Consider the following 19336-nt stretch of genomic DNA (forward strand, 5'->3'; position numbering starts at 1 on the left):
CGGTTATTCGTTCAAGCCTATGGTAATTGAGTAGAAGCCTGGGCCTTGTTGTTGGCGGTATTGTCGTTGGCGGTATTGTCGTTACCGACTTCCTCGCCCAGGGCTTTAGCCAGATCGTAATAGGCATTGGCGCGGTTGATCATGGCCTGGCTGTAATCGCGCATCACGTTTTTATAACTGCGCTGTGCTTCGATAAAATCCAGTACGCCGGTAGCACCCTTGCTGTAGGCTAGCTCCGCGCTGTTGCGCACCGCCAGCGCATCGTCAAGCAAGCCGCTTTGGAAACGCTTTACGATTTTGTCCGCGCTATTCCAGGTGGCTAGAGCATTGGCGACATCGTTACGAATGCTCAGTTCGGTTTGTTCCACCGCCAGTTGGTTTTGGTTTAAAGCGACCGCCGCCTTGTCCGATTGGCCTTGATATTGATCGAACACTGGCACCGGTACGCTGACGCCGACAAAAAACGAATTGAGCGCGTTATTGCTGGGATCGCGTGCATAGCCGGCATTGACCGTCACATCCGGGTATTTCAGCCGCCTGGCCAATTCCAGTTCTCTTTCCGCCTGGGCGGCCCGTTGTTTGTCGGCCAGTAAATCCGGACGCTGTTGCAGGGCTTTGTTCATCAACTCTTCCTTGGACAGGTTTTGGCCGATGTCTTTGATGTCCGGCCATTGTTCCTTGGCCTCGAAATGCAAGCTTTCATTCGGCCAGCGCAAGATCACCGCCAGACCGGCTTGCGCCTGTTCTACGGCGGTTTGCGCAGTATCCAGATCAGACTGGGCACGCATCGCTTCCATTTTCACCCTTAGAAAATCGGATTCGGCGATGTCGCCGCTGCTCATCCTCAGTTGATTGGCTTTAGAGAGGGTTTGATAATGATCGACAATTTCCTGGGCTAGCCAGCGGTTTTTTTGCGCCAGCAGCAGGTCATAGTAAGCGTCTTCGACCATGTTGGAGAAGATGCGCACCGCATCGCGAAAATCGCTTTCCGCTGCCTGAGTGGCGAAGCCGCTGCTTTGGATGCGCAGGCCGCGTTTGCCGGCGACTTCGATTAACTGGCTGAAGGAAAAATACTCCGCCGGGCCGCAGGAGACGTTGACATCGTGATTGCAGCCCGTGGCATTTGAACCCATGTTGGGCCGGTTGCTGATTTCGGAAATCTGCACGCCCAGGGTCGGATTGGGTATCGCCGCGGCAATCATCGCATCGGCGCGGGATTGGTCGATATTGTATTGCGCGGCAATCAAATCCAGGTTGCGCTGGTAAAACAGAGTCAGCACCTCGTCCAGGGATATGGGCACATTTTGGGCCTGCACCTGGAAAGTCAGCATAAAACCCAGCAAGCCGAGCGCCGCGCTATGGATGAAACGTTTGGTTTGCATGATCTATCCCGGAGTTGAGCACTTTATCGTGCTTGGTAAGCACTCAAAGCAAGTAGTCTGCCAAAGCCAATGTGAGATCGACAGGCCTGGAAATTTGGCTTATTTCAACCTTATTTGCCGGCGGGAATTAGGATGTTAGCGGTTCTATTGACTAGAAATGGTTTATATAAACCAATCAATGTCGGCGCGTGGCCGAAAAAATTCTAAGCCTGATATGCCTGAGCGGTTCTGAGGCACGCTAGGTGAAGCTGCGGATTGCCGGCAAGCAGGGGATACCGAAATGTCGGAGATACCCTGGGGCAAGATTTTTATCAGTCTTATTCAGCATTCCTGCTGTTTGGGGGGGCGACGCCGCCGCTCAGCCCGAAAGGCCTGGGGGATAGCGTTTTCTAGAAACGGCCATCGCTAGCGATTGGTTTTGGCGATCCCCAATTTTTGCATGCGGTAACGCAGGGTGCTTGGTTTTAAATTGAGGCGTTGCGCGGCGCCATTGGGGCCTTCAATGACCCAGCGGGTTTGTTCCAGGACGCTGAGGATGTGCTCTTTAGCGATGCTATCCAGGCTGGTGTCGCCGCCTGCTGCCACGAGTTTTAGGCCGGCGTCGGCCGTCGCGGGCAACTGTTCCGGGCCGATGTCCAATATCGGCGTATCGGTCAGGATCACGGCCCGTTCGATGATATTTTCCAGCTCGCGGATATTGCCCGGCCAGCGATAACTCTGCAAACGCTGCATCGATCTGGCACTGACGCCGGTGATTTTTTTACCGATTTTCGGCGCGAATTTAGCGATCAAAAAATTCACCAACAGCGGAATATCTTCCAGCCGTTCCCGCAGCGGCGGCGTGGTCAGCGGAAACACATTCAGACGGTAAAACAGGTCTTCGCGAAAATTCTTTTCAGCTACTTCCGTCAGCAGATCCCGATTCGTCGCGGTAATCACCCGCACATCCATCTTGATGGGGATTTGCCCGCCCACCCGCTCGAATTCGCGTTCTTGAATCACCCGCAACAATTTGACCTGCACATCCAGCGGAATTTCGCCCACTTCATCGAGGAACAGCGTGCCGCCTTCAGCCAATTCAAAGCGGCCGATGCGTTTGTTGATAGCGCCGGTGAATGCGCCTTTTTCGTGACCGAATAATTCGCTTTCAATCAAACTGGACGGCAATGCCGCGCAATTGACTTTAATCAACGGCCGGTTTTTCCGGGGACTGGCGGCGTGAATGGCGCGAGCGATCAGTTCTTTACCGGTACCCGATTCGCCTTGGATCAATACCGAGGCGTCGGTCTGCGCGACGCGCTGGACTTGGTTTAGTAAGGATTGCAGCGCCGGACTGCGGCCTATGATGTCGTCGAAATTATGCGTCGATTTAATTTCTTCCTGTAAATACAGGTTTTGCGCTTGCAGCCTGGCTTGCTCCCGTTCCATCAACACCCGTTCGGTAATGTCGATAAACATGGTGCGCATGTATTGCCGGCTGGGGTCGAGTTTGGACCACCACTGTATCCAAATCGGCTGGCCGTTATCCCTGCGGCGCAATTCTAGAACGACGCCATCGTTATTCGTGCCGTCTTCGATGGACTTTAGCGCCAACTGCAAGCGTTGTTGCGCTTCGGGCGTGTCGGGTACGAAGGAACTACCAATTAGACCCGGCACTTGTTCCGGCGTGATGCCCAGGATGCGCATGGCGGCCTGGTTGGCGGCCTGGAAGCGGGTATCGGTGTCCTCGTGCACATAAGCAATCGGCGCTTCGTCGAACAAATCCTTATAGCGCTGTTCGCTCTGTTGCCGCAGTTCTTCTACCCGAATCCGGTTCAGCTCCGCCGCCGCCCTGGCCGCGAAAATCTTGAAGGTGTAGAGCAAGCGGGGTTCTTCGGGCATTGCCCGTTCGTCGAATATCGCCAGGTGGCCGAGGATCTGGCCGTCGGCGTCTTGCAAGGGCACGCCGAGATAACTTTCTATGCCTTCTTCCTTGGGGAAGATTTTCGCCAAGTCCGACGGGTAATGGCACAACTTGCCGGCCAGCACATCGACGCAGGGGGTGCCGGCCAGTTCCCATTCCTGATTGTCTATAAATTGACCGTGCTCCCAGAAGGCCAAGGATCGTATCCGGGTTTTGTCGCTGGTGAATTCGGCGATAAAGCCGTTCGCTACTCCAATGGCCGTGCACAGACTACGCACCAGCGATCTTAAAAAATCCTCGCCGGTGGTTTGCACGGTGCCTTCCACCAGCGCCCGCAGTATGGCCAGTTCCGACGAGTCGACAGTTTGCATGAGTGAAATGGTCCGGTTGCTTGCATTGAATAGCATTCTAACCAGCGGCCGCCACAACACCAAGCCGCAACTATTCGCGGCAGCCACAACTATTGGTGGATTTTCGGCGATTGGGATACGGCTTGAATTTGCTTGGTAATTTATAAGTGTTTGTTTTTATTTGCATGTTTTATTTTAAAGCGTTTTGGCATGCCGCTTGCCATTAGTTAAGCGTCTGCCGGGAAATCGGTGGACTCCACTAAATCATTTAACGACTAGGAAAAGACTGATGAAAAACGTAAACACTGTTGTATCGACCGCCATGGCTTCTTTGATTTTATTAGGGGTGTCAGGCTTGCCATCGCTAGCCTTTGCCGCCGACAAAAAAGATATGGAGAAATGTTACGGCGTAGCCAAAGCCGGCAAAAACGACTGCAAAACGCTGTCTAATGCCTGTGCCGGACATTCCACCGCCGATAATCAAAAAGATGCCTTTATCGCCGTGCCTGCCGGCACTTGCGAGCGCATCGTCGGCGGCAGTATGGAAGCGCCCGCGGACATGAAATAACGGCACAGGCTCCGGTTACTAGGCCGCGCGAACCGTTAAAGAGTGCAGTCATGCCGGCAGCGATTGCCGGCATCCCACTCACAAGGTTCTGCGCTGTTTAGACGACACCCTTTCACCATTAAATCGAGTACCACATGACTCTCACGAAGCCACTCGCTAAACAGGTATCAGTGAGCTCGGCGATTCCGGCGCAAGCCGGAATCGGCCTTCGCTCCCAGCATCACCGGGATGCCCTAAACCAACCCATTCGGCCTGCGTGGTTGGAAGTCCATAGCGAAAACTACTTCGGCAACGGCGGTATTCCGTTACGCGACTTGGAAGCCATCCGAGTCGATTATCCGATCAGCTTGCATGGGGTTGGTATGTCGCTGGGTTCTGTTGACCCGTTGAATCGGCAACACTTACGGCAACTGCGCGATCTGATTCAGCGGATCGAACCGGGGCTGGTGTCCGAGCATTTAAGCTGGAGTGCCTTTGGCGGCAGGTACTTGAACGATCTGCTGCCTTTACCCTATACCGATGAGACGTTGGCCCATTTAGTTGCGCGCATCTCGCAGGCACAAGATTATTTAGGCAGACCGCTGTTGATCGAGAATCCTTCCAGTTATTTGGAATACGGCTTTTCCAGCTATACGGAAAGCGAATTTCTCAACGAACTAGCCCGGCGTTGCGGCTGCGGGATTTTGTTGGACGTGAACAACCTTTACGTGTCTTGCGTAAATCACGGCTGGCAGGCGCTGGCGTATTTAAACGACATAGCTGCCGACAAGGTCGGCGAAATTCATTTGGCCGGGCATACCGTCAATCAATTCGGCGGGCAGAGCATTCTGATCGACACCCATAACGCGCCGGTCAGCGATGCGGTCTGGCAACTCTATCAAACAGCCATACAACGTTTCGGTTGCCGTCCGACTTTGATCGAGTGGGATGCCGATCTGCCGCCCTGGCCGGTGTTGGTGGCGGAAGCCGCGACAGCCGACAGGGTTATGGAGCAGGTTTATGCACAGGCTGCGTGAGTTACAGTGGGATTTTTCCCGCTTTGTGTTGCAAGAATCCCAGCAACTGCCGGCGGGCGTTAAGTCGAAGGGCCTGAGTGCCGAGCAACGCCTGGCCATTTATCGAAATAATACCCGGCTTGGTTTAACGGCGGCCTTGCGCAACAGCTATCCGGTCGTGAACCGTCTGGTCGGCGAGGGCTTTTTTGCCGGGCTGGCTGCTGCTTACATCAAAAGCTACCCACCGCAATCTGCTTGCCTGTTGACATTCGGCGCGCATTTTTCCGAGCTGATAAGCGGGTTTGCCGCCGCGCAAAGCTTGGCTTATTTAGCCGATGTCGCCAAGCTGGAGTGGCTCTGGCACGAAGCCTACCACGCTGCCGATGCGCCGATACTGTCCGCTACAGCGTTGGCGCAGATCGATCCCGCTGCCTACGGCCGCATGGTTTTCAGGCTGCATCCCAGCGCACGCTTCATCGCCTCGGACTATCCGATAGCCAGGATCTGGGCCAGTAACCAGGCCGATGACGCCGGCCGGGAATACATCGATTTGCGTAACGGGGCTTGTTGCTTGTTGCTGTACCGTCCGGGTCGGCAAGTCGAAATCGATAGTCTGGATCAAGCGGAATATCAATTTCTATGGTTGTTGGCTATTGGCACGACGCTAAGCGGAACAGTCGAGACCGTGCTTACTGATCACCCCGATGCGAACGTGCCCACCCTGTTGCAACGCTGCTTGCTTAAAGGCCTGTTAACCGATTTTTATTTTGCGGATGCCTAACACATGCATACACACATCATTGCCAAATTATTAGCGCCGTTTTATCGGCCGCAAAGCTGGGGCCGTCGCTGCGGCCTGTTATTGGGCAGTTTGACTCCGTTGAGTAGTTTGCTGCTGCGCTGCTGGGTTGCTTATGCGTTCTGGATTTCCGGACTGCTGAAACTCCAAAGCTGGGACAGCACCTTATATCTCTTCGAAAACGAATACGCGGTGCCGCTATTGCCTGCCGGGCTGGCGGCGGTAATGGCCACCGCAGTCGAGCTTGTCGGTCCGGCCTTACTGGCCCTGGGTCTTTGCGGGCGCGCCGCGGCAATATTGCTGTTTTTATTCAATATCGTCGCGGTGATTTCCTACCCGGATTTGGGCAGCGCCGGCATTGAGCAACATAAACAATGGGGCGTCATGTTGTTGGTTTGTTGCTTGCAAGGGCCGGGCAAACTGTCGCTCGATGAATTAATCTGCCGCTACTTGTTCCCGGCGAATGTCGGCGCGGTCAGGTCGGCTTTAAAACGGGAGAATGCATGAACGTCCCGAACGGCGGAGCGCCGCTATCGGGGCAAACCGCGTTGGTGGTTCGCGGCCACTGCGGTATCGGCGCGGTGGTGGCGGAGGCGTTTGCCGCTGCCGGTGCCAAGGTGTTGATCAATTATCCGCACGAAAGTGCGGCAGCGGACCGCATTGCCCAGCGGATTCGGGTTAAGCAGGGACAAGCCATGATATTTCAGGCGGATCTTAGCCGGGAAAGCCAAGTTAACAGTATGTTCGATGTACTTGCCGCCTATTGGGGCCGCTTGAACGTGCTGGTGACGAATGCCGATTTGGCGCTTGCTGTGCCGACTGGTGGTATAGATCAGGAGCAATGGCGGGAAATTTTGCGGCAAAATTTGGCCGAGCAGTTTTTATGCGTCAGACAGGCGCTGCGCGAGTTTACCGAACGGGGCGGGCAAACCGCTACCGCCGCGGCACCGAGCAACATCATCTGCGTATCCACTATTCAGGGCGGCCCAGGCTATAGCGAGGAACCCTACTATGCAGTCTGTAAGGCCGACTCGGCGCGATTATGCAAGGCTTTGGTTGGTGCGCGTGGTCAAGAAAATGCGGACAGCCCTGTCGGTCCACTCACTGCAAAACGCTTGACTGAAATTTGGAACGGTCAGTCGGCGCCGGACTCGATAGCGCTGGTGTCACCCGATCCAGAGCAAATAGCAAAAACCGCCGTCGGCTTGGCTGTACGCGCAGCTTAAGTCCGCTGGCGAATTACCGTAATTAATAGAGCAGAGGCTCATCGACATGAAACCCTATAAACCACCAGCTATCCCTTCTTCGGAAATCACACCGCAAGCCCTGTTCCAGGCACGGCGAAAATTTATGCAAACGGCAGGCGGTGCCGCGCTGGCGGCCGTGTGGCCGCAGACACTATGGGCGATGGATAATTTAGGCGGGCTTGGAAAATCTAAATACAGCGTGACGGATGAACTCACACCTCGGCGGGATGTTACCGAATACAACAACTTTTATGAGTTCGGCACCAGCAAAGATCAGCCGGCCATCAATGCCGGCAGCCTGCAAACCCGGCCTTGGACTATTACGGTAGAAGGCGAAGTGAAAAAATCCAAGGTATTTGATATTGACGAGTTACTGAAAATGGCGGCGTTGGAAGAGCGGGTTTATCGCCTGCGCTGTGTAGAAGCCTGGTCGATGGTAGTGCCTTGGCTCGGCTATTCGCTGGCGGAATTGCTCAAGCGGGTGGAACCGACCGGCAATGCCAAGTTCGTCGAATTTGTCAGCCTGCACGATCCGGCCCAAATGCCGGGACAAAAGTCCGCGGTGCTGGATTGGCCCTACCGCGAGGGCTTGCGGATGGACGAAGCCATGCATCCTTTGACGTTATTGATCTTTGGTTTGTACGGGGAAGTGTTGCCCAAGCAAAACGGCGCGCCGGTCCGCATCGTCATGCCCTGGAAATACGGGTTTAAAAGTGCCAAATCCATCGTCAAAATCCGGCTGGTTGAGCAGCAACCTCTGACCAGTTGGATGAAAGCCGGGCCGGGTGAATACGGCTTTTACGCCAACGTTAATCCCGAGGTCGATCATCCCCGCTGGAGCCAGGCCAAGGAGCGGCGCATCGGCGAGTTTCTGAAACGCAAAACCCTGATGTTCAACGGCTATGCCGACGAAGTGGCGGCACTGTACGCCGGCATGGACTTGCAGCGGAATTTTTAAGCCATGACGATCAAAAATCTCGACAACCGTGTACTGCTCCGGGTGAAAGCGGCCGTATTTCTGACGGCTTTGCTGCCGTTCGCGAAATTGGCCGTCGCCGCTTATGTGGATGAATTGGGCTCCAATCCCATTGAAAAAATGACCCACGTTACCGGGTACTGGGCTTTGAGTTTTTTGCTGATCACTTTGGCGGTCACGCCGCTACGGCGTCTGTCGGGCTGCTTATGGCTGATGCGCTTGCGGCGCATGTTGGGTTTGTTTGCGTTTTTTTATGCGTCGTTGCACTTGGCGACCTATTTGGTTTTGGACCAATTTTTCGATTGGCAGGCAATCGCTAAAGACATCTTGAAACGCCCTTACATTACTATCGGCTTTAGCGCATTTGTGGTGCTGATTCCGCTGGCATTGACTTCAAATGACGCCATTATCCGCCGCCTGGGCGGCAAACGCTGGCGGGCATTACATCGCTTAACTTATCCGTGCGCAATTGCCGGCGTGGTGCATTTCGGCTGGCTGGTGAAAAAAGATCTAAGCAGACCTATGGTGTTTGCGCTTGTACTGGCTTTGCTGCTGGGTATGCGCGTGGCTTACCGCTTGGCCGGTAACCGCACTGCACATCAAAAGGCTGTTTAGTTGGCCTTGTGAGTATTTCCCTCGGGAAATCGGCCACCGGTTTCGGCTTAATGACGCCCGTATTCAGTGACAGTGATTGAAGGTTAGAAGCGTTGGGATCGGTCATTTCTTGTTTGAGGTTAGTATATAGGCGGTGACTGCAATTTTGCGCTACGCGGATGTCCGGAATTTTAATAGAGTGACACAATTACCCCGTTTGCTTGTTACGCCAACGCTAGCCAAAACACCTAAATACCCTGCCCGAAGTTTACGCATACTCGGACATGTCCCCACGGCCTCGGATTTAGCTAAAATCAAGCGTTGATTTAAAACCAGTTGCAGGCCGTCTTAATTTAGTTTTGATGGCGTTGTTGCAGTAACGTCAAGCACGAAGACGTCGATTAATTTTCGTTCCGCCGGTGTCAATGTGGCCTTCAGCATTTCTTCCAGTTTGGCGGCGGATTTAGGCGGCGGCAGGCCGTCTGGATGAGTCGGCAACCTTTTAAAGTTAAACCAAAAAACCAAATACAAGCCGCGGCCTTCGGTTTCCGGCGAGATGGTGTAAAGCGGTATCAATTGTAGGTGGATGGCTTTCCATAATTCGCGGTGATAATCGCGTTTGATTTCGATGGGCAGGTAATAAGATCGTCCCTCATGAATGAAGGACAATTTCATATCGGCGCACTTCTCATTGGCTTGCAATGCTTCCGGTTCGACGGCGACTTCGTAATTCGCCAGCATCGGCTTGAGAAGATCAACCAAATAATTACGTCCAACCTCTTCGTATCTTGGATCTTCCTCGGAGTAAGGTTCTGTAGGGGCTACAGTTTCTTTGCCTTTTAAATTCCAGAAATGTTGGTAGCGGTTAGTCTCGCTGGTGTGCATTCCCTCCGCCAATTGCCGCAAACAATCCATCGCCAGCACCGAAAGATCGGCGACATTGGCCGGTTTTCGGTTGTTTAGCGTTTCGATAACTTGGGAAGCGTCGGGATGCTTATACAACGCTTCCCTGCGGCTGATTTGTTGGGTTTGTTGGGCGTCGCGGATTAGTGAGTGCCAGGCAATCAATTTTGGCTGTTCGAGTAATTCGGCCAGAACCTTTGCGGCTTCCTCTGCGGGATTCGCCGCCAAGTTATTTATCAAATATCGAACATAATCTCGCTCTTCCATCGCTCGCGTAACAAATCCACCACCCCTAGGCCAATTCGGCTGACAGCGGGGTGCTAGCAACGCTATCAGCATACCTATCGTAGTAACCCTTTCAAGGCTGAAGTAGGGTTCGTTACCATGCATCGGCAATAAGAACGAAGACAAATGATTGATACGGATAGCCTTCTCGGTCACTTCCAGTTTGATCTTCGTTTCGTAAATGCTTGGATCAATGACCAACCCCGTGGCAAGCCAATAAATACGCTGTGCTAAATCCATGCCTTTGCATGCTAATTTTTTTTCAATTAGCGAGAATAACGAATTTTTGTCACCTCCCGCTATAGCCGCTTTCAGTAAATACTTAAGATGGTCGATGTGATCTTTGTAGCCGCGAACCGGATATTTTTCGAGTAACGGCAATACAATACGACGGGCTATCTGTAATCCGCGAGCGTCAGAGGTAAAATAGGAAATGCCATGAATAAATTTAGCCTTGGCATTTAGTAAGATTGTGATATAACCGGAATAGGCTTTAGCAACAAAATCAGGCCGAGAATAGCATAATGATTTAAACCATTCGTCTTCGAATGTCCCTTGAGTAAAACAAAATGCAAGCGCACTATTAATTAAATCATCGTTTAAATCTTCTAAGAAACTATTATTCTCCAAATACAAACTTTCAATGCATATTAGGAGCGGCCGCCTGATATAGTGATATTCATTTTTTACATCAGCCGCCAATATTTCTTCCGCTCCAGGAAGATCAGTTCTATCCAATATCTTTCGCAATCCACTTTTCGCTGCCGAAATCAAAATTTCATCATGATTTAGATACTCCGCCAATCGCTGCTCATTGGATTTTCCGCTTACACTAACTCGATGATCAAAATATTGTGAAATTTGATCATAAACAGAAGGTTGAATCTTGCCAGTAGCAATGCCATCCAAATTTTTATAAAAAAAATTTAATTTTTCAGCCAATTCCTGTTCGCGTTGTTTCCGCCACTTGGCTTTTGATTCGATCCTTTTTTTCCACGTTTCCGGAATGGGGCAAAACTTTAGCTCATTAAACACCTTGCTAAACTCAGGGTGCTGAAAGACCCATTCACTAATTTCTTCAAGAGTCAAAGCGCTGTCTTGGTTATAGAGCGTCAAGAATGCCTGTTTGAAATAAGAGACTTTTTTATCTGAATCGATTTCGGTCAGTGCCATGCTTAACCACCAGGCACCCAAGTTTTTCGGCGGGGTAGCATTTCGGAAGTGCACAAATATCAAAGCAATCGCATATTCTATATTTTCCTTGCTTTCTATTCGTTTCAAGCCTTCCGAGAGCAAATTAATAAAAATTTCAGGGTTTGCTTCCAGCCATGCCGAGATTTTTGCCTTGTATTCTTGCGATAACTTGCATTCATCGTATTCGTCAATACCGATCGATAACCAGCAATAAAGCCTTTCATTAGAAATAGACGGACCATGCAAAGTTAATCCGCTCACCATTAAATCGCCAGCGACATCGAATAAGTTATCTAATGCGGCATGTATTTTATCGGTTCCAATATGAACAAATTCATCCAAGACATTCGGTAGGTCGTTACTACCTATTCCACGCAAAAATTCATTTTTCCAAAAATGAATGCAAGAGATTCTACTGCCGTCACCCTGCTTACCTATAAATCGAATAATATCCGCAGGTTTGATTTTTGATAAGTACAGTTTTCTTAATAAAACCTCTAATAAATCATTGCGCGCGTCTTCAATGACTTTATTGTGAATATCTTCCGCTAAGACCAATAAACTTTCATAATCGCCTGGATATAGTTGACAAAAAGCGCGCAAGGCATAACTTCTAATGGCCTCCCAATACGTTTTGTCTCTTATAACCGCCAGTAATTGAAGACTTATATTTAGCTTATTTTCCGTGCAGCATAGCCCTTGTAACAAGCAATACAGCAAATACTGTTCGCCATCGCTACGCCCCGGATTGCCGAGCACTTGTATTAATTCGCTCGCCATATCTTTTTGGCACAAGGCCGAAAACGCCGTGGTGTGCCCATCGCGGTTGGGAAAGCCTGTGGTTTGTGCTTCCCGAATCAATGCGCGTAATAATCTGGATTTCGTTTGCGTAGAAAACAACTGCACATCCCCATACACCACCACACCTAAAGGATCGATTTCAATCAAAGGATCACGCGCCGGTTCCGACAATACGGCCAACCAGGCCATCAAACCGCGCAGCGCGGCAACGATGCCGCCGTCTACGCCGATCGTTAGCGCCAATACTCGATTGACCAATAAGCCATCCTTGATCTTGCCGGCAATGAAGTACGCCGCGAGATATTCCGCGACGCTACGATGTACATAGCTATATTCGTCGCCCACCTTTCTGAACAAGCGGGACTTTAAGGCGGCGCGGCTCGCCACAGGAAGGTCGAGAGAAGCAAGACTGATGCGGCCCGGTTGGGCGTAACCTTCGCTGAAACCCGACAGGTTGGCGAGCAATTGAATCGCACATAGCAAGCCTACCGCGTCGAGCAACGCTGGAATATTAACCGTGGATTTTTCGGCAACCCTATGTTCGTCGTTAAATTCCGCCGCCAATTGTTCCGATGTCAGCCGGTATAGCTGTTGCTTGGTGGATGGCCATTCCCGCCCGCCCTTGACGGCATCAATCAGCATGTCCAGGGTTTGTGGGTTGTCCAGCAAACCGGACAGGCCGGAGTGTTCCGCTTTTTCGATGAAACTATCGGCATCGCCGACACGCTTGTCGTTAGCAAGTATCGCCGTCACGTCGCCACTGTTTAATGGGTCTAAATACAGCACGCTAACAGGGCTGATTTTAGATAAATCTCTGCTATCCAGCGCACCCAGCCAATCGGCTTCGCGGCAGGAAATGCGGAACCGTTTACAACCCAATTTATTGAGTCTGCCGCGAATGGCGTCCAGTGGCGTTCGCGCGTCGTCCTTGCCGGCTCGGGCCTCGTCTAGGCCATCAATGAACAGGGTTTTCTCCTGCCATTCCTCATTATCTAAATAGATAAAGTCTCTGGCGGAAATGTAATGACCGCCGGTAAGCTTGGCTTCGACTTCGAACAACGTGGATTTCCCTGCGCCCGGTTCGCCAAGCAATACATAGGCCGGCCGGTCTCTGTAGTCGGCGATAGGAAGGCTTTCGGCAGGAGTGTCTTCAGTGGTTTTTTCGGTAACGGTACGGGGAACGCGATACAGCATGAATTAATCCAGCCAATCGTCGGCAGGTTGAGACAGAAATTCCGCCAAAGGTACGCCGCCCGCGCCGACCAGAATTTTTGTAGCGTGGGGATATTTTTCGGCAAACACGTTTAACCCTGCCGATACCACCGGCTTGGGCGCGCTTTTGACTTCTATCGCCGCCAGTTTCTTGCCTTTAGCCAGCACGAAATCGACTTCCTGGTTGCCTTCGCGCCAATAGTAAAGTTTGGTGTCTTCGTCGGCGGTATTGAGCAGATGCGCGCCGATGCTGCTTTCCACCAAACGTCCCCAATAACTGCGATCGGCCTGTGCCTCGGCGAAGCTGTAATCCTGTAGCGCCGACATCAGCGCTGTGTTGAACACATGCAGTTTAGGCACGGAATTGCGCTTGCGGACTTCCTGGCCGGCGTATTTATGCAGGCCAGCTAATAGTTTGGTTTCGGTCAGTAGATGCAGGTAATCGGCCAAGGTTTCGGTGTGTTTGGCTTCGATGATGCTTGCTATAATTTTGGTTAACGACAATTCCTGGCCGGAATAATGGCAACCTAGTTCGAACAACTGTTTCAGCAGCATCGGATTTTTGATGCGCACCATTTGCAGGATGTCTTTTTCGATATTGGGCTGAATCAAGCTATCGCGTACGTAGCGGCGCCAGCGCGTTTCGTCTTTTATCAGCCAGGCGCTGCCGGGATAACCGCCGAAATAAATGTATTGTTCGAGTGAGAAATCAAAGGCCTGTTGCATTTCGGCAAAGCCCCAATGACTGACGGGCAGGGTTTCATAACGTCCGGCCAGACTCTCCGACAAGCCTTTTTGCATCAACAATGGCGCCGAGCCTAGCAGCACGACATGCATCGGCACGCCGTTGGCGCGGTCCGCGTCCCATAAGCCCTTGACGATGTCTGACCAATCCTCGATTTTTTGGATTTCGTCTATCGCAAACACAAAGATGTCGTCGCTTTGCGCGGTTTTCAGCCAGGCGGCAGTGCGGTTTCTCGCTTCTTGCCAATGGAAGGCCAGCCAACCCCTATCTTTCTTTTGCGGCGGGGAGATAGTCGCGGACGAATCAAAGCCGGCAGCAAATTCATCGTCCACTGAGACGTAGTAGCCTTGCGTCGGTTTGGCTGAAACAATGTCGCGGATGATGGTGGTTTTGCCGACCTGCCTTGGGCCGGCGAGTAAGTTGATAAAGTGAACTGGATCGCCGAGACGGTTTTTGAGTAGCGCTTCCTGGGGGCGGGTGTATTTCATGTTACGATACTGAGTAAATTTACTCAGTATCGTAAAGCCAGCAGCAGGTCCTTGTCTATTGTTTCGCGTCAACCTTGAGTTTTGCCGGCATAATTTAAGAAATCCCTTCAAGGCCAATGCCAACCATTTTTTCTTTTTATCGTACGCAGTCTGGTGGAGCAATGCTTCCGGCAAATGACTAACCAAGTTAATGATGTCATCGGCAATAGCCGTGGCGTCTGCTAAGTTGTCATTAACCCGGCCCTTAAATACCTTTTATCCTGAGTTTATAGAAGGGTGCGCCAAATCAGGCTTCGACCAGCTCAGCCCGAACGGAATATCGGTGATAAATAGGACCGGGTTAATAGTGACGCCATGCTGTTACTGCCGGGACATTTAAAGGGCATGGCGCTTATTCTGATTTACGGTAAGGTGCAAGTGCCGTTGCCGCCGTCTCTAATGTAGTAGTCGGTGGAAACCGTGCCATTGGCTGCCGAGATTACGTTCAAACCCGCCCCCAAAAACACGGGTACTGATTTTCGGGTGGTTCCGTTCAATTGGGTTAACGGCGTGCCATTGACAGATACGTTTAATAGGTAGCTGCCATTATCGAACAGGTTGACGAAGTACTGGGAATTACCGCTAGCCGGGTTTAAGGCACAGCCTGGGGTGACGGTGGTATAAGATTTTCTACTGGCAGCGTATTCGAGAACGCCGTCAGCGCTGAAAGTGTTAGCTGACGTATCGGGTAGATCGCAGAAGCCCGGTTGTACGGTGAAGGCGTAGGTATCAGCTGTTCTACTAGACAGGGTGACCACAACAGAGTTATTACCATCAACAAGCCAGACAGCGACATCGGGTTGCGACGCGGTAACTTTGGTCACAATTCCGCCATTGAGGGTAATCGTGGCCTTATCTTTTGACCTTGGGTTGAAGAGGCCGGTTTGAACGGTTGCCGCTTGCAGGCCGGTGGCTGGATTTACCGCACACTGAACCATAGACGAGGCAAAGGTTTTTCCGCTTGGGCCGATTTGAATAGTCGTTGCAGCCTGAACCCTAGGGATTGCAGATAAGACCGAGAGAATTGCCAATAGCTGTATTGACAAGCTTTTTATCGTTTTCATATTCCAAATGCCTTTAGATTAATTAGAGCGGTCTAAATTACTATTTGGCGATGAATTGAATGTTAATTCCACATTAGGGTTAAGTTAAATTTCGCTTCGAAGCGAGTCTGCCGCATTCGCAGGGAAAGCGAAAATCAATCATACAATTTCGAAAGAAAAAATGAGGGCAATGACAGTCATCGACACCAGCCCAATGATAAAAAGCACTTCCGCCCAGCGTTCCAAACCTATGGTTGAGCGCTCCAGCCGAATCGATAAGAACGATAGCAACGCACTGATGGTGAATAGCAAACTGTCTATTGCCAACGCCTTGTCGATCACGTAACCGACCATGCCTGAAGGCTGACTTTTGACGATGCTGATGACCATAATGCAAACACCTACCATCGTGGCCGAATTGGGCAAAATGTGGTGGGAAAGGTCGTTATTGAGAGCGTGTTTCATTGAATATTTTTTAAGGACTATGGCGGCTATAGGTTTACGTGGCGATAGAAAATCCGTTTCGCCAATTCTGCAGTCAGGATGTAAAGCAATACGATCAAACTCAGCCAGCCGATAATCGCCGCCGGCAGCGGTTGAAAGCCTATGAACGGCGCCAAAGGCGTATAAGGCAATGCCGATGTCAGTGCGACGATGGTGGCGGTGGTGATCATCAAATACTTGCCCGGGCGATTGCTGAATAAGCTGTTTTGGCTGCGCACCACGAACACGATCAGCGCAGCGGAAATCACCGATTCGCAAAACCAGCCGGTGCGAAATTGCTCCACCGGCACTTGCAGCCATAACAGCACGCCGAAGGTCAGGTAATCGAACACCGAGCTGATAATGCCGAAGGTAATCATGAATTTACGGATAAAGCCTATATCCCAGCGGTGCGGTTTGCCGAGCATTTCCGGATCGACGTTGTCGGAAGCGATGGTCATTTCCGGAAAATCGGTCAGCAGATTGGTTAGCAAGATTTGCTTGGGGAGTAGCGGCAGAAAGGGCAAAAACAGCGAAGCGCCGGCCATGCTGAACATATTGCCGAAGTTGGCGCTGGTGGCCATGAACACATACTTAAGGGTGTTGGCAAAGGTCGTGCGGCCTTCGCGTATCCCCGCCAGCAATACCCGCAGATTTTTTTCCAGCAACACGATTTGCGCGGTTTGCTTGGCGACGTCGGCGGCGCTGTCTACGGAAATACCCACATCCGCCGCATGTAGCGCCGAAACATCGTTAATGCCGTCGCCCATGTAACCGACCACGAAGCCGGCTTTCTTTAAAGCGACGATGATGCGCTCTTTCTGATTGGGTTCGATTTCGGCGAACAAATTGACCTGCGTAACCCGATGAATCAGGGCTGTTTCACTCATTCCGGCCAGATCGATACCGGTCAGAATGGCCGGTGTTGTCAGGCCCAATTGGGCCGCCACCGTTTCAGCTACCAAGCGGTTATCGCCAGTGATGATTTTCAAGGTCACGCCCTGTTCGCGTAACAAGGCAATGGTTTCCCCGCAATCGGCTTTCGGCGGGTCGAAGAAGGTTAAAAAACCCAGGAAGCGCAAGCCGGTTTCGTCGTCCTTGGCAAATTTGGTTTTACCGGGCATCGGTTTGTAAGCAATGCCCAGGGTCCTGAAGCCCTGGCTGCTATATTCCCGGTAGCGTTGTTGAATGGCATCGTAAACGCCGTCGATTGCCTGCAGCTCGCCGTTGGCGTTTTCCACCGTGTCGCAAATTTCCAAGATATTGTTCAACGCACCTTTGCAGATCATCAAGGTTTCGCCTTGATCTTGTACCAGCATGCTGAGCCGCTTGCGATGGAAGTCGTAAGGGATTTCGTCGAGTTTGCCGTTTTCGGCGACAGCAAAAGTTTTGAATTGGCGGATGGCCTGATCGATGGGGTTGTTAAAACCAGTTTCGTAGGCCGAATTAAGGTAAGCGTAGCGCGCTACCTTGTCGCTGGTCTGGCCGCTAATATCCAGTGTGTCTTTTAGTTGCACCGTGCCCTCGGTCAGCGTGCCGGTCTTGTCGGAACACAACACGTTCATGCTGCCGAAATTTTCGATAGCAGCCAGTTGTTTGACGATGACTTTTTGTTCGGCCATGCGTTTGGCGCCGTGCGCGAGATTGATGCTGATCACCGCCGGTAACAGCTGCGGTGTCAAGCCGACCGCCAGGGCCAGCGCGAACAGAAATGAGTCCATGATCGGTTTGTCCAGATAGACGTTGACCGCTAAGATCATGATGACCAGGATCAACGTGACTTCCATCAGTAGATAACCGAAGCGGCGCACACCGTGTTCGAATTCGGTTTCCGGCGCTTTCAGTTTGATGCGTTCGGAGAGTTTGCCGAATTCGCTGCCGGAACCGGTCGCGACCGCCAGGGCCGTGGCGCTGCCGCTTTGTACGTGCGAGCCCATCCACACGCAGTTTTGGCGTTGGCTGAGGCCGGTGTTGATCGGCAGGTCGGTGACATATTTTTCCGCGGGGTAGCTTTCGCCGGTGAGAATGGCTTCGTCGACGAACAGGTTGTCGGAGCTTAGTAGCCGACAGTCGGCCGGAATCACGTCGCCGGCCCGCAACTGCACGATGTCGCCGGGGACGATTTGTTCGGCGGGCAATTCTTGGAAGGTGCCGTCGCGTAATACGGAAACCTTGATTTGCACCATTGCCAGCAGTTTGCCGACCGCGTCGGCGGCGCCTTTTTCCTGCCAAAAACCCAGCAGCGCGCTCATCAGAATAATGCTCAGGATGATCAGCGCGTCGAGTTTGTCGTGCAGGTAAAAGGACAAGCCGGTGGCAAACAGCAGGATCAGAATAATCGAACTTTTGAATTGCCCGAAAAATAGGCTGACGGTGCTGGGAGGCTTGTGATTTTGTAAACGGTTATCGCCGTAATGTTTTAGCCGCGATGTGGCTTCTTGCTGGCGTAGGCCGCGTTCGTCTGTTTGCATCTGCTGGAATAATTCCGAAATCGGATTATGCCAAAACGGTTCTGCGGGTTTGGGGATGACTTTACTGGGCATCTGCGACCTCGATACTCGGTTGAGCGGACCTTGTGTTTAAGGCCCGCTGCTTAAAAATTAACAAACACCGACGCCATCCCCAAATGCCGCATCGTCGCCGCGCTGTGATTGGCGTTATCGACATATTGGTTCATGTAACCCAATTCGGTTCTGACATTTTTGTTGAAGCTCCAGCCGAAGCCGGCAAACGCCCGGTTTTGGTCGAAGCCAGATTTGCCGCCGAAGGTGGTGGAATTGACCCGGTAAAAGGCCTCGTCCCAGGCGATCAGGCTAAAGCGCGGTTCGAACTCAAGCGGATGCATGAATTTGATCATCTGCCGGGGACGTTCGCGTAATTGGCTGCCGTTTAAAAAGTTGGTTTCCCACATCGTGCGGAAGGTAAAAGTGCCGATCTCCGTGGGCAATACATAACGAAACGCCGGCCAAATATCCTGTTGTGAGACATAAGATTTACCGATGTTTTGAGTCGGTAGCCAAGTGTAACCGGCCCAGAGTGTGGCGCGGTCGCTCAAGGCATAACCGGCCGCTGTACGCACCATGCCTTGATACCAATGACCCCAATCGCCATCGAAGCGCGATTGGCCTTCCAGCCAAACCCGGCCGTTTTTCAGGCTGGGATCGATAAAGCCCATGCTGCCCTCGGCCACGGCTTGTAACCAGGCGCCGGAGTCTTCAAGCAATTCAGTAGCGTTTACAGCGGTCGAAGTAGCCAGTAGCGAGCATACGCAGCAGGAATACCATAATGTTCGCGATAGTGTGTGCATGACGATTCTCCAAAATTTAAGC

15 protein-coding genes are annotated in these 19336 nt (G+C 51.8%); 7 read left to right on the forward strand and 8 right to left on the reverse strand.

What is annotated here, in order from left to right; genetic code table 11:
* Positions 1-17: 17 nt before the first annotated feature.
* Together ACMXD4_RS05980 and ACMXD4_RS05985 are read right to left on the reverse strand one after the other, a co-directional pair.
* The gene (locus tag ACMXD4_RS05980; RefSeq protein WP_415880144.1) at positions 18-1382 is read right to left on the reverse strand and encodes a TolC family protein; all 1365 of its coding nucleotides are present in this window, start codon (positions 1380-1382) and stop codon (positions 18-20) included.
* Between the two features lie 405 nt (positions 1383-1787).
* On the reverse strand, positions 1788-3656 hold the full coding sequence (locus tag ACMXD4_RS05985) for a sigma 54-interacting transcriptional regulator (protein WP_415880145.1): 1869 nt from the start codon (positions 3654-3656) through the stop codon (positions 1788-1790).
* Positions 3657-3924: 268 nt separating this feature from the next.
* On the opposite strand from ACMXD4_RS05985, the gene ACMXD4_RS05990 reads away from it, so the two are divergent.
* The 7 genes from ACMXD4_RS05990 (at position 3925) to ACMXD4_RS06020 (ending at position 8835) form a co-directional block, all read left to right on the forward strand.
* Complete coding sequence (locus ACMXD4_RS05990) at positions 3925-4203, forward strand: DUF2282 domain-containing protein (RefSeq protein ID WP_033157967.1); 279 nt, start codon at positions 3925-3927, stop codon at positions 4201-4203.
* Positions 4204-4337: 134 nt separating this feature from the next.
* Positions 4338-5219 (forward strand): DUF692 domain-containing protein, encoded by an 882-nt coding sequence (locus tag ACMXD4_RS05995; RefSeq protein WP_415880146.1) that lies wholly within the window; start codon positions 4338-4340, stop codon positions 5217-5219.
* The gene (locus tag ACMXD4_RS06000; protein ID WP_415880147.1) at positions 5203-5979 is read left to right on the forward strand and encodes a DUF2063 domain-containing protein; all 777 of its coding nucleotides are present in this window, start codon (positions 5203-5205) and stop codon (positions 5977-5979) included. The genes ACMXD4_RS05995 and ACMXD4_RS06000 overlap by 17 nt, the downstream gene beginning before the upstream one ends.
* Before the next feature lie 3 nt (positions 5980-5982).
* Positions 5983-6504 (forward strand): DoxX family protein, encoded by a 522-nt coding sequence (locus ACMXD4_RS06005; RefSeq protein ID WP_415880148.1) that lies wholly within the window; start codon positions 5983-5985, stop codon positions 6502-6504.
* Entirely contained in the window at positions 6501-7223 is a 723-nt protein-coding gene (locus ACMXD4_RS06010; protein ID WP_415880149.1) for an SDR family NAD(P)-dependent oxidoreductase, read from the forward strand. Before ACMXD4_RS06005 ends, ACMXD4_RS06010 begins: the two co-directional genes overlap by 4 nt.
* A gap of 46 nt (positions 7224-7269) precedes the next feature.
* The gene (msrP, locus tag ACMXD4_RS06015; RefSeq protein WP_415880150.1) at positions 7270-8202 is read left to right on the forward strand and encodes a protein-methionine-sulfoxide reductase catalytic subunit MsrP; all 933 of its coding nucleotides are present in this window, start codon (positions 7270-7272) and stop codon (positions 8200-8202) included.
* Between the two features lie 3 nt (positions 8203-8205).
* Positions 8206-8835 carry a sulfite oxidase heme-binding subunit YedZ gene (locus ACMXD4_RS06020; protein WP_415880151.1) on the forward strand — a complete coding sequence of 210 codons (630 nt, stop codon included), beginning with the start codon at positions 8206-8208 and terminating at the stop codon, positions 8833-8835.
* Positions 8836-9162: 327 nt separating this feature from the next.
* Here ACMXD4_RS06020 and ACMXD4_RS06025 read toward each other — a convergent pair whose 3' ends face one another.
* From ACMXD4_RS06025 to ACMXD4_RS06050, 6 genes are all read right to left on the reverse strand, one after another.
* Complete coding sequence (locus ACMXD4_RS06025) at positions 9163-13056, reverse strand: NACHT domain-containing protein (protein WP_415880152.1); 3894 nt, start codon at positions 13054-13056, stop codon at positions 9163-9165.
* Positions 13057-13194: 138 nt separating this feature from the next.
* On the reverse strand, positions 13195-14442 hold the full coding sequence (locus tag ACMXD4_RS06030) for an ATP-binding protein (RefSeq protein WP_171696263.1): 1248 nt from the start codon (positions 14440-14442) through the stop codon (positions 13195-13197).
* A 401-nt stretch (positions 14443-14843) separates the two neighbouring features.
* Entirely contained in the window at positions 14844-15545 is a 702-nt protein-coding gene (locus tag ACMXD4_RS06035; RefSeq protein WP_225893041.1) for a hypothetical protein, read from the reverse strand.
* 138 nt (positions 15546-15683) lie between these two features.
* Complete coding sequence (locus ACMXD4_RS06040; protein WP_033157960.1) at positions 15684-15989, reverse strand: hypothetical protein; 306 nt, start codon at positions 15987-15989, stop codon at positions 15684-15686.
* 26 nt (positions 15990-16015) lie between these two features.
* On the reverse strand, positions 16016-18550 hold the full coding sequence (mgtA, locus tag ACMXD4_RS06045; protein ID WP_415880153.1) for a magnesium-translocating P-type ATPase: 2535 nt from the start codon (positions 18548-18550) through the stop codon (positions 16016-16018).
* A gap of 50 nt (positions 18551-18600) precedes the next feature.
* Positions 18601-19314, reverse strand: a complete 714-nt coding sequence (locus tag ACMXD4_RS06050) for a DUF2490 domain-containing protein (RefSeq protein ID WP_415880154.1) — start codon at positions 19312-19314, stop codon at positions 18601-18603.
* Positions 19315-19336 lie beyond the last annotated feature (22 nt).

This window comes from Methylomonas sp. TEB (assembly GCF_047777895.1).
GTDB lineage: Bacteria > Pseudomonadota > Gammaproteobacteria > Methylococcales > Methylomonadaceae > Methylomonas.

Bases quoted from the DNA above. Each gene is read 5' to 3' on its own strand.
- ACMXD4_RS05980 (WP_415880144.1), bottom strand. From the start codon at position 1,382: ATGCAAACCAAACGTTTCATCCATAGCGCGGCGCTCGGCTTGCTGGGT.
- ACMXD4_RS05985 (WP_415880145.1), bottom strand. From the start codon at position 3,656: ATGCAAACTGTCGACTCGTCGGAACTGGCCATACTGCGGGCGCTGGTG.
- ACMXD4_RS05990 (WP_033157967.1), top strand. From the start codon at position 3,925: ATGAAAAACGTAAACACTGTTGTATCGACCGCCATGGCTTCTTTGATT.
- ACMXD4_RS05995 (WP_415880146.1), top strand. From the start codon at position 4,338: ATGACTCTCACGAAGCCACTCGCTAAACAGGTATCAGTGAGCTCGGCG.
- ACMXD4_RS06000 (WP_415880147.1), top strand. From the start codon at position 5,203: ATGCACAGGCTGCGTGAGTTACAGTGGGATTTTTCCCGCTTTGTGTTG.
- ACMXD4_RS06005 (WP_415880148.1), top strand. From the start codon at position 5,983: ATGCATACACACATCATTGCCAAATTATTAGCGCCGTTTTATCGGCCG.
- ACMXD4_RS06010 (WP_415880149.1), top strand. From the start codon at position 6,501: ATGAACGTCCCGAACGGCGGAGCGCCGCTATCGGGGCAAACCGCGTTG.
- msrP (WP_415880150.1), top strand. From the start codon at position 7,270: ATGAAACCCTATAAACCACCAGCTATCCCTTCTTCGGAAATCACACCG.
- ACMXD4_RS06020 (WP_415880151.1), top strand. From the start codon at position 8,206: ATGACGATCAAAAATCTCGACAACCGTGTACTGCTCCGGGTGAAAGCG.
- ACMXD4_RS06030 (WP_171696263.1), bottom strand. From the start codon at position 14,442: ATGAAATACACCCGCCCCCAGGAAGCGCTACTCAAAAACCGTCTCGGC.
- ACMXD4_RS06035 (WP_225893041.1), bottom strand. From the start codon at position 15,545: ATGAAAACGATAAAAAGCTTGTCAATACAGCTATTGGCAATTCTCTCG.
- ACMXD4_RS06040 (WP_033157960.1), bottom strand. From the start codon at position 15,989: ATGAAACACGCTCTCAATAACGACCTTTCCCACCACATTTTGCCCAAT.
- mgtA (WP_415880153.1), bottom strand. From the start codon at position 18,550: ATGCCCAGTAAAGTCATCCCCAAACCCGCAGAACCGTTTTGGCATAAT.
- ACMXD4_RS06050 (WP_415880154.1), bottom strand. From the start codon at position 19,314: ATGCACACACTATCGCGAACATTATGGTATTCCTGCTGCGTATGCTCG.